Genomic DNA, 13,726 nt, shown 5'->3' on the forward strand with positions numbered 1-13,726 from the left:
CGCGGGCGTGCCGACGTCGCGGAGGAGCGGCACGGCGCCGAGCGTGACCGCGCTGAGGGTGAGGCGCCCGAACAACTCGAGCAGGGGGAAGCGGGTCTTGAGATCGAGGACGTAGCGCGGCTGGGCGGCGTGCGCGACGGTGCGGGTCTCCGGCAGTCCCTCGCGAGTGCGGCCCGCGAGGGCGGCGATCGAGGTGTCGACCGGCGCGAGCGGGCGGCCGTCGCGGCGCGGCTCGAGCGTCACGCGATAGCCGGGGAGGGTGACCTGGTGGCTGTCGTGGATCGCCCGCACGAGCACGAGGTCGTCGAGGTCGAGCGGGTTGCCGGGGATCTGCGCGCGCAGCTCGGCGGCGGGGACGGCCTGGAGATGGAGCGCGGGATCGAGGTCGACGGCGAGCTGCGCCAGGACGGCGCCGCCGTCGAGGCCCCCCTCCCGCGCGCCGGCGAAGGCCTCGGGGTAGTGGCGCCCGGCCAGCAGGCGCCGCTGCGACGGGGCGCAGGCGCACAGCGCGGCGGCGAACAGCAGCAGGGAGCGACGCATCAATAGACCTTCGGCAGGAGGAACCCGAGGTAGAGGGTGACGTGAATGGTGTGGACCACCGCGCCCGGGAGGAACAGGGCCTGATAGGCGAGCTCGAGGCCGCCGCCGTTCGGGTTGATCTTCTCGACGAGCAGGCCGGCGCGCACGCCGAGGGCCCGCTGGCCGCTGTACGAGCCGGCGACGAAGCGCGGCACGACGGCGATGCCGACGCCCTTGTCGGTGCCTCCGAGCCCGAGGCCGGCGTTGAAGAGGTAACCGCGGGTGTCCCGGGCGCCCGCGCCGAGGCTGAAGCCGAGCTCGGGGAAGAGGGTGAAGCGCGGGTGTCGACGCGATGCCGGGATCCGGCCGATGGCGAGCACGTCGAGGGCGAAGGCGGCGCGCGCGGGCATGGGCCCGGCGAGGCGTCCGTCGACGCCGACGCCGAGGCGCGCACCGAGGCGCGGACGCTCGCGGTGGTTGAAGTAGTAGCCGGGCGAACGGCCGCGCTCGCGGTGATCCTCGCGCTGCAGCGGCGGCGGCTCGGGCAGCGGCGGCGGGCCAGGGAGCTGCGTCGGTTCCGTCGGCGGCGCCGAGGCGAGGGCGAAGAGGAGCGCGAGCACGGCGGCGGCGCGACACTACCATGCCAGGTCGTGTCGAGGCGTCCGGCGTGCTGGTGGGAAGCGCGGGCGCGCTCCCGAACTCAGGCGGGCTCGCGCGACGCCCGGTGCGGTCGCGGGCCGTCGCGCGCGCCGTCGGAGAGGTCGGACGTCAGCCCGGGATGACGAAGCACTGGATGCTGGTGTCGATGCGGAAGTTCGACTGGGAGGTGTGACGCTCGGCGTGGAAGATGTCCATCGGGTAGCTGCCGCCGAGCTGGATGCCGAAGAAGCCGGCGTTGGCGTCGAGGTCGATCGAGTCGCTGAGGGCGCCGTGGACGCCGCCGAGGTCGATGGCGAGCTTGCCGTTGATGAACAGCCACAGGTCGTCGTCGCCGGTGAATGTGAACACCTCGCCGCCCGAATAGGTGAACTCGGTGTGGATCTCGGTGGTGAAGTGGAAGTTGTGGTTCTGCCCCTGGTTGCCCCAGCCCTGGTTGTCGAGCGGGAAGAAGCTGTTGTTCTGGTAGGTGTATTGACCGGGCATGGTCTCGGTCAACATGATCTCGATCTCGAACGATTGGTTGACGTCGGGGACGTCGTTGTACCACTGGGCGAACTCGGCCGGGCCGGTGGTGACCGCGGTGCCGCCGGCGTGGGCGTAGACCGGCTTCTTGTCGGCCCCGAGCTCGGTCTGGACGATGCCGTCGAGGGCGCCGCTGTAGCTCTCGAAGTCGGGGTGGCTGTTCTTGAAGTCGCGCACGACGGCCTTGAGCACCGAGGTGCACTCGGGCGGCGGGTCGCCGGTGGTGGTGGTATTGGTGGTGGTGGTCGTCGTCTCGGTGGTGGTCGTCTCGGTGGTGGTGGTGGTGGTGGTGTCGGGCCCGGTGGTGGTGGTGGTGGTGCCCGGTTCGACGGGGCCGGTGGTGGACGTGCCGGTGGTCGGCGCGTCGGTGGTGGCGTCGGTGACCGTAGAGGCGACCTCGGTGGTGGTGCCGGGGTCGGTGGTGGCAGTGCCAGGCGTGGCGGTGATCTGGGTCAGGCTGCCGGCGCTGTCGCTGGTGCCCTGGACGTATCCGGAGTCGCCGCAGGCGAGCAGGACGAGGGCCGAGAAGAGGAAGCTGTATTTGAAGACATGTCGCATGGGACGCTCACGCGGACGGGCCGCTCGACGATCCTCCTCATACCATGCCCGTGCCCCCGACTGCGTCGGGGGATGTCCGGGTGAGGCTCGCCCCGCGAACCTGCGCGGCGATGGCGGGGCGTCAGCGCGCGGGCTTGGTGCGCGTCACCGGCGGCCCGCGCGCGGAGGCCCGCGTGGCGCCGACCGCCGGGCTCCCGTCGACAAGGAGGACACGCGCGCACGAATTCGACCGCCGCTGTTCCGGTCGCTATCGGCGGAGCTTGCTGGCGGATCCAGGCGCTCTTGCACGTGGGCCCCGGCGGCCGCGAGCTCCCGGAGCGCCGCGGTCCGTTGCACGGTCTGCTGGTAGACGTGACCGCAAACTTCTGCGGGTAACTCGGCTCGGCCGGATCGGCGCTCGTGCCGAATAGGATGTTCACATCGCAGGTCGTGTTCGGCGCGCGACCGACAGGTCCGGGGGAGCGAGGGCCCGGCGCGGGCGCGGGGGCGATGAAATCAGATGTCCTTCGAGACATCCGCGCCGGCGGGCCGCGGTGGACACGGAGCGGCCGGGGCACTAGCCTTCGCAGCCGATGCTCGCTCGCGCACTCCGCCCCGTCTCCCTCGCGCTGCTCGTGTCGGCAGCGCCCGCCTGCGTGACGCACTCGTCGACGCCGATGACGGGCAAGGTGGAGGTGCCGCTGGCGGACCGGCGGATCGGGCAGTACATCTCGTCGGGCTGGTCGTTCGACACGTCGAGCTTCTGGATCGAGGGGCCCGAGGGCGTGGTGGTGATCGACGTGCAGTTCCTGCCCTCGGTGGCGGCGGAGGTCATCGCGGCGGCCGAACGAGTGACGCGCAAGAAGGTGGCGGCGGCGATCGTGCTGCACGCCAACCCCGACAAGTTCAACGGGACGGCGACGTTCCAGGCCCGCGGGATCGAGGTGTGGACGGCAGAGCAGGTGGTGGCGGCGATCCCCGAGGTGTTCGCCCGCCGCACCGAGGCGTTCGCGGAGCGCTACGCGCCCGACTGGCCGAGTGCGGTGCCGCAGCCGCAGAGCTTCGGGGCGACGACGACGACGCTGAAGCTGGCCGGCCTCGAGCTGAAGGCGCACGTGCTCGGACCCGGGTGCAGCGCGGCGCACGTGGTGATCGAATGGGAAGACCACGTGTTCGTCGGCGACCTGGTCACCAACAAGGCCCACGCGTGGCTCGAGATCGGCGAGACGGAGGCGTGGCTGCAGCGACTGTCCGAGATCGAGGCGATGAAGCCCCGCCACGTGCACCCGGGCCGCGGTCGCTCGGCCGGGCCGGAGCTGCTGGCGGCCCAGCGCGAGTACCTGCAGACGGTGATCGATCTGGTGAAGGCGGAGACGCCGACGACGCCGCCCGAGCCGGCGGCGGTGCTGCGGGTGCGCGCGGAGCTGGAGCGCAAGTACGCGGGCTACCGCTTCCCGGTGTTCCTCGAGATCGGGCTGCCCGCGGTGTGGCGCCGGCTGGCGCAGGCGAACGCACCGGCGAGCGCGAGCGCGAACGAGGGCGATCAGCCGGCCGGGTCGAACCCGACGTCGCAGCCGTAACGGACGTCGAGCTTGGCGGCCTGGTCGGCCTGGACCTCGGCGCAGGCGGCCGGGCACAGGACGACGGTGGCGTTCTCGATGTAGAAGGCGTCGGGCTCGCAGCCGGCGAGGTCGACGACCTGATGGAACGGCTTGGGCGGGGGCATGCCGCCGACCTGGTAGTCGATCTCGATCGTGTTCGGATCGATCTCCCCCATCGGCGGCTCGGGGATCGGGAACGAACAGGCGATCGGGGTGCTCTCGACGACGTCCTTGGCGATCTCCTGGAAGAGGACGCTGAAGGCGCCGGTCTGCGACAGCGGGAAGCGCCAGCCGCCGCTGAGGATGCTGACGCGCTGGATCGAGTCGCCGTTGCCCTGCATCGGATCGCCCGGCAACCACGGGGCGTCCGGCGGGTTGTTAGGGCTCATGTCGATGATGGTGTGGAAGACGTAGTCGCGCGCGCCAGGAGTGCCGAAGTGCGGCGGGTTCAAGGCGAGCAGGGCGGCGTCGAAGGCGTCACCGTCGGCGTCGGCGTCCGAGGCGCTGCTGCCGTCGGTCATGGCGAGGAAGACCTTGCGCGTGCCGTCGCGCAGGAAATCCTTGTAGCCGCCCGGGGCGAGGCCGTGGACGTCGGGGGCGCCGTACCAGGCGAGGATGTTGGCGAGGAAGGCGCCCGAGCCGGTGACGGCGTCGTAGTGCTTGTACCGCTCGGTGACGGCAGGGACGGCCGGCGGGGCGTTGCAGTCGGTGCCGGAGAGCGGGGCGCTGATGCAGATCGAGAGCTGATCGCCGGGCGGGTAGTCGCCGAGGACGATGACGCGGTAGTCGATGTTGCTGGCGGCGAGGATGGCGGCAAAATCGACGTTGATGCTGGCCTCGACGGCGGCGATGGCGGCCTGCATCGAGTTGGAGGTGTCGACGACGACGATGACGTCGACGGGGATCGACTGCACCTGCGGCTCGAGCATCTGCGCGGCACACTCGCCGGTGGTCATGTCGCCCTGGTCCGGCTGCACGCCGAGGTCGAGCTTGGGAGTGCCCGAGGTCGAGACGGTGGTGGAGGTGGGCTCGTCGACGGTGGTGCCGCCGTCGGTGGTGGTGGCCTCGGTCGGGCCGAGAGTGGTCGGGCCAGGGCTGGTGGTCTGCGTGGCGCCGTTCGCGGTGTCCTGAGGGCGGCCGTCGTCGCCGCAGGCGAGGAGCAGCAGGGCGCACAAGAGAAGCGAATGAGTGCGAGACATGACGCGATGGTACTGCATGGCGAGGATGCGCGGGGGCGCGATCGTGGGCGCGATCGTGGATCGGCGGGGGCCTGATGATCTGGTCGGTGAGACAGGTGGTGTCGGGGTGCTCGGGGCCTTCGCGATGAGGTCGCTCAACGGCGCGGACGCGGGGATTGGCTGTGGTTGGCTTCGCTGATTGCCGGATGCGCCTCGCGGGGGGTCCGGGGATGGCTCGGCCGCCAGTTCAGCGTGCCGATGACCCCGACTTCGTCGTGGTCATCTTGCCCTCGTATTGGCGGCCGAGCCATCCCCGGGCCCCATGCACGGCTCACCCGTGAGAAGCCGGCCCGCCGTCGTCGACTTCGATGAGGGATGTCTTTTGGGGCAGGTTATCGGCGCCTGTTCGACGGCCTTCTCGGCCGCCGAACAGACGCTTTCTCGCGGACATGACCGGCGGGCCTCGTTGCGCGGCGAGTTCCGGCAGGCCGGCGGGGTGACGCGATGAGAGGGCTTCATCCGCCGATGAGGCATACACACATCGGGTCGCCGGCCGCGTTCCCGCACACGTCTCGTGCTGCGACGCACAGGGCGTCCAGCGCCTGGTGGACGCTCTCCTCGGAGAGGAGAGGACTGTGGCGAATGGTCGCGCTCAGGAGCGGCGAAGAGTCGCCGTTGGCGGCCAGGGCGTCGAGGAGCTCCGCCGCCGCGAGCGCCTCGCTGCCCTCCAGCATGAGCCGCTCGATCGTCGTGAGCGCGGCGAAGCCGGCCAGGTCGGCGAGCGCGAGGTTGTTCGCGGCCGGCAGCGTGTCGGCGCAGAAGCCGATCCGCATCCAGACCAGGGCCTCGAGCGCATCGAAGCGAATCGACTCGGCGGCCGGGTTGCCGTGGAACGTGAGTCCCACGGTCGAACGCAGTCGAGCGAAGCCGATGGCGGTCCTGAGATTGGTATTGTCGACGATCAGGACCGACTGGACGTTCTGGAGGTTCTCGAGGCCCTCGGTGGACTCGAGCCGGGTGGTGCCCTGAATGTCCAGTGAGCCGTCGATCGTATGGAGACACTTCAGGAAGGACAGGTCCCGCTGATCGTCATCGCCGAGGAGGACGCGGAGATCGCCGCGGACATGGCCGATGTCTTCCAGACTCGCCAGATCGGTCCCCGGCCAGACCACGAGATCGCCGTCGTGGACGCGGCTGCAGGGCTCGGGCTCGCCGGTCGTCGGTTCGCTCGTCGTCGCGGCGCTCGTGGTCTCGTGCTCCGTCGAGCTGCCGCCGGCGTCGCCCTGTGCTGGGTCGTCTCCGCACGCGGCGACGAACAGGTGGAGCGCGAGGAGCGAGGGCTCGAGGCGAGCCATGGCCGCGCAGGAGCGAACGAGAGCGAGACATGGCTCGAGGGTACCGGATCGCCCGTCCACCGCGACTGCGGCGAGACGTTTCATGTCTCCCGGGCTTGTCAGGGCTTCGGGGACAGGCCGGTGATGTCGCGCAGGAGGTCCTCCGGCGTGCTCGGGTAGGCGGGCTGGCGGCGGAACCACTGCTCGAGCGCCTCGGCGAGCGGGAGGCCGTTGTCGGCGGCGTAGCGGCGCCAGAAGGCGCCCCACCAGCAGGGGGGCTGGCGCTTGCCGGCGCCGCCGTCGTCCCACTCGGTGACGCGGCCGGTCTCGCCGGCGTCGACGAGGGAGCCGACGGCGGTCGCGTCGGCGAGCACGCGCTCGAGCTGGGCGCCGATGTCGACCAGGACGTCCTCGTCGAGCAGGCCGTCGCTGGTGGCCTTGTAAAATTGCACGGTGACGCGGATCGGGAAGCGCTCGTCGCGGACGATCGGCAGGCCGCCGATCTCGGTGAACGGACCCTCGACGTCGCCGTGGCCGATGACGGCGGGCTCGAGGTTGGAGATCCCGCGCTCCTGTTCCATGACCGTCCAGTCGATGGCCGGCGTCGGCTGCGACTCGAGTCGCGACTGACGCAGCGGGATCTGGATCAGCAGCACGGCGCTCGCGGCGGCCGGGCCGTCGCTGCCTGTCCCGGAGGACATGTGTTCGCTGGCGCGGGTGGCGGTGAACGCGGCCCGCTGTCCGGCCCGGTTGAACAACAAGCGCTGACCCAGGGCGCCGGCGACGGTGAAGGCGTCGCGGTGGTTGTCGACGACGGTGGCGCTGGTGCCCTCGCGCGTGGCGAGGATCGCCAGCACGGCGGGGTCGCGGCGGCGCGATTGATAATTGAAGATCACCGGGGTGAAGGTGGCGAGGCCGGCGCGCGGGACCGGGAGCAGGCAGGCCTGCGGGCTGACGAGGACGTGGGTGTCGCGCGGAGCGAGCAGGGTGCCGACATCGCCGGCCCAGCCGTCCGGGCAGGTGAGGTGGGCCCGCAGGTCGGCGAGGTACTCGCGCAGGCCGATCGTCCGCAGCGGCTCGCCGCGCTCGTTGCCGACGTGCAGGCGCACGACGTCGATCGGGAGGTCGCCGGTGCGGTCGGCGAAGTTCGGGAAGCGGATCACGGGCATGCACGTCAGCCAGGGCCGCCCGCGGCTGCGGCTCTGGACCTGGATCGTCATGTCGCTGATGTTCGGGCCGACGGCGGAGCCCTTGTAGCGCGCGGTGTCCTCCCAGGTGACGTGCAGGAGGTGCAGGCCGAGCACGTCGAGCTGCGCCCGCGTGGCGCCGTCGATCCGCGGGCGGGCGACCGCCTGCACGATGTCGTGATAGGCCTCGTCCGGATCTCGCGCGGCGTTCATGACGTCGGTGAGTGTATTCGTTTGCGTGGCGCGTCAGGATGCCGTGTCGTGTGGGCGTCGTCGCCCACGCGAATGGCGGGACGGGCGACCGGCCATTCGCATGGCGCGACTCGGCTGTCGCGCGGTCGCGGTCACTGCGGGACGGGCAGCTCGACCTCGTTGATCTTGGCGATGTCGCTGCCCGCGGGGTAGCCGTAGGAGGCGTAGACGTCGGTGCCCCAGACGACGACGCCGAACGGGCCCTCGCTCTCGGCGAGGTGGCGGCTGGTGCCGCACATGCCCGTCGGGACGTTGCCGCGCTCGAGGTCGACGTGGGCGACCTCGTAGGTGCCCTCGGCGCCGACGGGCTGCCAGCCGGTGACCGTGCCGAGGCACTCGACGGTGACATCGGCGAACACACCGTCCTGCTTGGCGCGGATGATGACGAGGTTGGTGGTGCCGTAGGTCGGGTCGGTGAAGAAGACGTAGCGGTTCTGGAACTGCTTGGGCGACAGCAGGCTGACCCACTCCTCGTCGCCGAGGCCGCAGCTGAGGTTCAGGACCTGGCTCGCGCAACCCGGGCGGGTGCCCGACTTGGTGCCGGACATGTACTGCGAGAAGAGGAACGGATGGTTGGGGTCCTGCGAGCGGACGGTGAAGAAGGAGGTCGTCTGGAACTGCACGACTTGGCCGGCGGACAGCGCGGTCGGGGCGCCCGGCGGCGGGGCGGGGTCGTAGGTGAGGATGGTGTCGTCGACGGCGCCGACGAGGCGGTAGGGCACGCTCTCGGGGGCGAGGTTGGCGAGACGGGTGACGACGCCGGCGCCGACGTACTCGTTGCCCATGGCCTTGACCGGGGCGATCTGCTGGTGGGCCGCCTCGCCGCCCCCGGGACCCATGGTCTGGCTCGCGACGAACATGTAGGTCGAGCCGGTCCACAGCCCGATCGGCTTGTCGCTGTCGAAGATGGCGCCGCTCGGGTCGAAGTTGTTGCCCGGCTGCGACCACTGCAAGATCTGGCCGGCGTTGAGGATGTACTGCGTGGTCACGCCGGCGGGCGCCGGCGGCTGGCCGCCGCCCCCGGGGAAGTTGGCGGCGGGCGCCACTTTGATCACCGTGTTGTCCTCGCGCGCGACCACCAGCGCGAACATGGCGTTGTTGTTCGGTGCCGGGGCGATCGCCATGTGGTTGGTCCCCCAGGTGGTCGCCGGGAACAACAGGGAGGCGCTCGGGAGGAAGCTGCGCGCGCCGCCGTAGGGGTTGATGTCGTAGGCGGTGACCGGTACGTCGCTCTGGATGTGGAACGCCTGCCCGATGCCGGTGCCGGGGACGGCGGTGTCCTGCAACACGGCCGGCGGGGCCGGGCACTCGAGCGTGAAGCCGAGCTCGTGATGCACACCTGGCTTGTGGGACAGGAACAGGATCGCGACCTCGTCGGGCGGGAGACCTCCGGGGGGGATGGGCTCGTAGACGACGTTGTTGCCGTCGCTCTTGGGGATCCTCCCGAACATATTGACGTCGATCTGCTGGCCTCCGCGCGCGACGACGATGTTGGCCGGGCTCGACCACGCGTTGGCCAGAAACACCGCGAAGCACGGGCCGTCGTACGCGGTGCCCCCGGCGTTGAGGTAGAACGGCGGCGTCGGGGCCCAGAAGTCGCAGCCGCTGGTCCCCTGGAGATCGGCGAGCACCTCGCACACGGGGGCGCACGCGCCGTCGAAGCAGGCCTGGTCGCCCGCGCACTGCTCGACCGGGTTGCCCTGCTCGTCGACGACGGTGTGGAGGTCGTCCGAACAAAAGAGCGGGCCGGGGTCGCCTGTGCTCGTCGCGCTCGCCGAGGTCGGGTCGCCCGTGTCCGTGGTGCTCACCGAGGTCGGGTCGGGGCCGACGGTCGTGCTGCTCGTCGGCGTGCCGTCGGTGTCGGTGGTCGAAGCCGTCGCGGTGCCGGTGAGGCCGTCGCTGTCCGTACCGGTGGGGCTTTCGCTGTCGCTGGACGGAGCCGACGCGTTCGTCGGGTCGGTGGTCAAGGTGGGCATGGTCGGGATGCCCGACGCGGCGGTGGCGGTCTCGCGGCCGCCGTCGTCGCTGCAGGCAGACACGAACACCGACGCGGACAGGACAACGGAGTGAGCGAGGCGGGTCGTCGACATGGAGAGCAGGCGATTATAGCGGCCGACCGAGATCCTTCGCAGCCGGGCAGAACTGCGCCTCCGGGCTCGGGCGAGCGCATCTGTCGCGTCGTTGCGCGAGGAACTGCGGCTGGACGGCCTCCCTTCGCGGAGCTCGATCCTGGCCGTTGGTGCGAATCGACGGCCTCGACGAACTTGTCTTCGGCCGGCCCGACGGCAGGGCACGGGTTGCGCGAAGCCGGGCACCGAACGCGAATGTCGCGGCTTCGCCGCGGGAGATGACCCGCCGTTTGTGACGCCAGAAAGCGTCTGCTCGGCGGCCGATCAGGCCGACGAGCAGGCGCAGCCGATCGCGCCGCAGGATGTCCTGCATCGAAGCTCGCGTCGGCGGGTCGGCTTCTCACGGGTGAGCCGTGCCAGGGGTCCGGGGATGATTCGGCCGCCAATACGAGGGCGAGATGACCACGACGAAGTCGGGGTCATCGGCACGCTGAACTGGCGGCCGAATCATCCCCGGACCCCCCGCGAGGCGCATCCGGCAATCAGCGAAGCCACTGCAGTCGGGCTCCATGAACTGAAAGGACATGCCCCATCGAGCATGTTTAATAAAACATGTCGGATAGAACATGCCCCTATGCGACATCAGGTGCGCCCGAGGCGGACGAGGGCCTGGGCGGTGTAGCCGGCGGCGAAGGGGAGCAGGCAGGAGGCGACGATGCGGAGCGCGGCGAGGCGGCCGCCGTAGATGCCGATCTCCATGGGGACGCGCAGGAGCGGCAGGAGGGCCATGCTGGTGAGGTAGGTGACGAGGACGCCGACGCCGGCGCCGGCCTTGAGGAGGCCGGCGGCGAGCGGCATGCCGAGGAGGCCGCCGCCGGGAGTGAGGGCGCCGGCGAACCAGGCGACGAGGTGGCCGCGCGGGCCAGCGGCGTCGCTGAGCCAGCGCTCGACGAAGCCGGCGGGCAGGAGGGCCTCGGCCATGCCGGCGAGCAAGAACGCGACGACGAGGATCGGCATCATCGCCAGGAAGGTGCGGCCCGATCGCTGGAGGCCGTCGACGAACACGCCCTGCATGGCCGCGAGCGCGCCGAGGACGAGCAGGGTGGCGCCGAGCAGGATGAGGGCGACCTTCATCGGCCGGTCTCCGCGGTGATGCTGAATGTGCTCGAATGGACAGGTCCAAAAGGACACGGCGAAAGGGCGGCCTTCATGGGGCGACCTCGGCGAGCACCTCGACGATGCCGCGGCTGCCGTCGACGCGCAGGCGCTGGCCGGACTTGAGGCGGCGGGTGCCGTCGCCGACGCCGACGACGGCGGGGATGCCGTATTCGCGGGCGATGACGGAGCCGTGGGTCATCATGCCGCCGACGTCGCACACGAGGCCGGCGGCGTGGACGAACAGGGGGGTCCAGCCGGGATCGGTGTAGGGGGCGACGAGGATCTCGCCGGCGCGCAGGACCTGGGCGGCGGGGTCGAGGACGACGTGGGCGATGCCCTCGACGACGCCGGCGCTGGCGCCGAGGCCGGCGAGGGCGCCGGGCGGCAGGTCCTTCGGGACAGGTCGCTCGGGGATCTCGCCCTCGCTGGTGACGAGCAGCGGCGGGTGGATGTGGCGGGCGTGCTCGAGGTCGGCGCGGCGGGCCGCGATCGTCGAACGCGGGGCGAGGGCCCGCGGATCGTCGGCGAGGGCGATGAGCTCGTCGTAGGTCAGGAACCACACGTCGTCGACGGCGTCGAGCCGGCCGGCGCGCACCAGCGATTCGGCGGCGGCGCGCACGGCGGCGCGCACGTGCTCGAAGCACTGCACGAACAAGTACTTGGGGTGCTCGCGCACGCCGAGGCAGTGGCGCACGCACTGGACCTGACGGCGCACCCACCAGCGCGCGGGGCCCGGAGTGGTGGCGGCGACGAGCCGCTGCGCGGCGGCCTCGCCCTCGGCCTGGAGGGCGGCGAAGTGCTCGCGGTGCTTGCCGGGGGCGTCGCCATGGCTGGCCATGCCGCGGATGCTGGTGAGCAGCAAGGTGGGGTCGTCGGCCCAGCGCGGGCGGCCGATGTCGATCTCGGCCTGACCGCGCATGCCGAAGCGGGCGAGGAAGGCGGCGAAGGCGTCGACGAAGGCGGGGCCGCCGGGGAGGTCGCGGAGGGCCCGGAGGTCGCCGTCGCGGACGTGCGCGAGGCCGGCGAGCAGCTCGGGGTGCGGGCGCACGAGGTCGGCGAGGTCGCCGACGCGGAGGTCCATCTCGGTGGTGACGTTGCCGACGAGGCCGCGCTGCAGGGTCTCGACGTCGCCGGCGCGCGCGGTGCCGGCGAAGCGACGCCGCAGCCGGCCGAGGCTGAGCAGGCCGCTGACGAGGCGCGGGGCGATCTTCGGCATGATGGTGAAGACCTGCGTGAGCTCGTGCCGGGCGGCGCGCAGGCGAGCGGCGCCGGGCGGTTGGGCGGCGACGGCGGTGCGGAAGGCGGCGACGCGATCGGCGACGAGGCGATCGGCCCAGGCGGCCTGGCGCTCGAGCGGCGCGCCGAGGAACATCCAGGCGAGGTCGAACGGGACGGTCCACATCAAGCGGGCGACCAGGCGCAAGGCGGCGGGCCGCGGCCTGGCGGCGGCCTGCACCTCGGGGCGATCGAGGAGCGTGACCAGGCCGGCGGCGACGTCGGGGTAGACCGCGCGCAAGATCCGGAGCATCAGGCGGCGCGTCGGCGCGAGGCGCAGCGCGGGCGTGATGTCGAGGAAGATCCGGCTGCCGGCGTCGACCATGGTGGTCGGTCCGCTCGGGATCTCGTCGAGGCGGGTCTTGCCGATCGGGAAGACGACGCGCCACAGGTCGCGGCCCAGCGGGGTGATCGGATCGATCATGTTCTGGCCGTGGCCGAAGCTCATGTAGAGGTGCACGCTGCCGTCGTCCGGCAACGACTCGGGCAAGGGATAGAGCGAGGTGATCGGGCGCGCCTGGACCAGCCAGAGCTCGCGGCCGACGAGGCACCATTCGAGGTCCTGGGGGACGCCGCCGTAATGGGCCTCGACGCGGGCGCCGAGGTCGGCGAGGGCGGCGACGGCGGCGTCGTCGAGGACGCGGGCGCGTCGCATGTCCTCGGGGACATCTTCGGTGACGGTGCCGCCCCCGGACAGGGGGCGGACGGCGACCTTCTTGTCGCCGAGGCGCAGCTCCTTGATCGCGCCGGTGCGGCGGTCGACGCGGTAGAGGTCGGCGGTGACGAGGCCGCCGACGAGCGCCTCGCCGAGGCCGTAGCCGGCGTCGATGGTGAGGGTGCGGCGGTGACCGGTGACGGGGTCGGCGGTGAAGAGGATGCCGGCGGCGTCGGGGATGACCATCTGCTGGACGACGACGGCGAGGGCGACGTGGCGGTGACCGAAGCCGTTGCGGGCGCGGTAGAGGATCGCGCGGTCGGTGAACAGGCTGGCGAAGCAGCGGCGCACGGCGGACGCCAATTCGTCGCGTCCGCGGATGTTGAGATAGGTGTCCTGCTGGCCGGCGAAGGAGGCGCCGGGGAGGTCCTCGGCGGTGGCGCTCGAGCGCACGGCGTAGGCGTGATCGATGCCGAGGGCCTGATGGGCGGCGTCGAGGTCGGTGAGCAGGGCGGACGGCAGCGGGACGGCCAGGAGGGCGTCGCGCACGGCGGCCCCGAGCTCGCGCGCGCCGGCGAGGTCGTCGGGATCGAGGGCGTCGAGCCGATCGAGCCAGGCGGGGAAGGTCGGGCAATCGGCGACGAAATGGTGATAGGCGGCGGTGGTGACGACAAAGCCGGGCGGGACGGGGAAGCCGGCTCGGGCCAGCGCGCCGAGGTTCTGGCCCTTGCCGCCGACGCGGGAGAGGTCGTCGGAGCCGATGTGAGCAAATGGCAAAA

The 13,726-nt window shown here is 71.5% G+C and carries 11 protein-coding genes; 2 read left to right on the top strand and 9 right to left on the bottom strand.

Going from position 1 to position 13,726, the window contains the following annotated elements; all coding sequences use genetic code 11:
- The 3 genes from K7C98_RS29335 to K7C98_RS43995 form a co-directional block, all read right to left on the bottom strand.
- The coding region (locus tag K7C98_RS29335) for a hypothetical protein (RefSeq protein ID WP_224195104.1) at positions 1-540 on the bottom strand (540 nt) is incomplete at its 3' end.
- On the bottom strand, positions 540-1,139 hold the full coding sequence (locus tag K7C98_RS29340) for a hypothetical protein (protein ID WP_224195105.1): 600 nt from the start codon (positions 1,137-1,139) through the stop codon (positions 540-542). The genes K7C98_RS29340 and K7C98_RS29335, both read right to left, overlap by 1 nt.
- 148 nt (positions 1,140-1,287) lie before the next feature.
- Positions 1,288-2,259 carry a fibro-slime domain-containing protein gene (locus K7C98_RS43995; RefSeq protein WP_263429942.1) on the bottom strand — a complete coding sequence of 324 codons (972 nt, stop codon included), beginning with the start codon at positions 2,257-2,259 and terminating at the stop codon, positions 1,288-1,290.
- Positions 2,260-2,831: 572 nt separating this feature from the next.
- Here K7C98_RS43995 and K7C98_RS29355 point away from each other — a divergent pair.
- Complete coding sequence (locus K7C98_RS29355) at positions 2,832-3,818, top strand: MBL fold metallo-hydrolase (RefSeq protein WP_224195106.1); 987 nt, start codon at positions 2,832-2,834, stop codon at positions 3,816-3,818.
- On the opposite strand, the gene K7C98_RS29360 is transcribed toward K7C98_RS29355, so the two are convergent.
- The 4 genes from K7C98_RS29360 to K7C98_RS29375 all read right to left on the bottom strand — a co-directional run bounded on the left by K7C98_RS29360 (position 3,782) and on the right by K7C98_RS29375 (position 9,598).
- The gene (locus K7C98_RS29360) at positions 3,782-5,038 is read right to left on the bottom strand and encodes a hypothetical protein (protein WP_224195107.1); all 1,257 of its coding nucleotides are present in this window, start codon (positions 5,036-5,038) and stop codon (positions 3,782-3,784) included. The genes K7C98_RS29355 and K7C98_RS29360 overlap by 37 nt on opposite strands.
- Positions 5,039-5,532: 494 nt before the next feature.
- Positions 5,533-6,372, bottom strand: a complete 840-nt coding sequence (locus K7C98_RS29365) for a hypothetical protein (protein ID WP_224195108.1) — start codon at positions 6,370-6,372, stop codon at positions 5,533-5,535.
- A 98-nt stretch (positions 6,373-6,470) separates the two neighbouring features.
- A complete protein-coding gene (locus K7C98_RS29370) occupies positions 6,471-7,751 on the bottom strand; it encodes a hypothetical protein (RefSeq protein ID WP_224195109.1) in 1,281 nt (426 codons plus the stop codon).
- A gap of 131 nt (positions 7,752-7,882) precedes the next feature.
- A complete protein-coding gene (locus tag K7C98_RS29375; protein WP_224195110.1) occupies positions 7,883-9,598 on the bottom strand; it encodes an IgGFc-binding protein in 1,716 nt (571 codons plus the stop codon).
- Between K7C98_RS29375 and K7C98_RS29380 the strand changes: the two genes are divergently transcribed.
- Positions 9,582-9,860 carry a hypothetical protein gene (locus K7C98_RS29380; protein ID WP_224195111.1) on the top strand — a complete coding sequence of 93 codons (279 nt, stop codon included), beginning with the start codon at positions 9,582-9,584 and terminating at the stop codon, positions 9,858-9,860. The genes K7C98_RS29375 and K7C98_RS29380 overlap by 17 nt on opposite strands.
- Positions 9,861-10,501: 641 nt before the next feature.
- On the opposite strand, the gene K7C98_RS29385 is transcribed toward K7C98_RS29380, so the two are convergent.
- Entirely contained in the window at positions 10,502-10,993 is a 492-nt protein-coding gene (locus tag K7C98_RS29385) for a hypothetical protein (protein WP_224195112.1), read from the bottom strand.
- Positions 10,994-11,066: 73 nt separating this feature from the next.
- A complete protein-coding gene (locus tag K7C98_RS29390) occupies positions 11,067-13,724 on the bottom strand; it encodes a phosphoenolpyruvate synthase (protein WP_224195113.1) in 2,658 nt (885 codons plus the stop codon).
- Positions 13,725-13,726 lie beyond the last annotated feature (2 nt).

Source organism: Nannocystis pusilla (assembly GCF_020073745.1).
Lineage (GTDB): Bacteria > Myxococcota_A > Polyangia > Nannocystales > Nannocystaceae > Nannocystis > Nannocystis radixulma.

Bases quoted from the DNA above. Each gene is read 5' to 3' on its own strand.
- K7C98_RS43995 (WP_263429942.1), bottom strand. From the start codon at position 2,259: ATGCGACATGTCTTCAAATACAGCTTCCTCTTCTCGGCCCTCGTCCTG.
- K7C98_RS29355 (WP_224195106.1), top strand. From the start codon at position 2,832: ATGCTCGCTCGCGCACTCCGCCCCGTCTCCCTCGCGCTGCTCGTGTCG.
- K7C98_RS29360 (WP_224195107.1), bottom strand. From the start codon at position 5,038: ATGTCTCGCACTCATTCGCTTCTCTTGTGCGCCCTGCTGCTCCTCGCC.
- K7C98_RS29365 (WP_224195108.1), bottom strand. From the start codon at position 6,372: ATGGCTCGCCTCGAGCCCTCGCTCCTCGCGCTCCACCTGTTCGTCGCC.
- K7C98_RS29370 (WP_224195109.1), bottom strand. From the start codon at position 7,751: ATGAACGCCGCGCGAGATCCGGACGAGGCCTATCACGACATCGTGCAG.
- K7C98_RS29385 (WP_224195112.1), bottom strand. From the start codon at position 10,993: ATGAAGGTCGCCCTCATCCTGCTCGGCGCCACCCTGCTCGTCCTCGGC.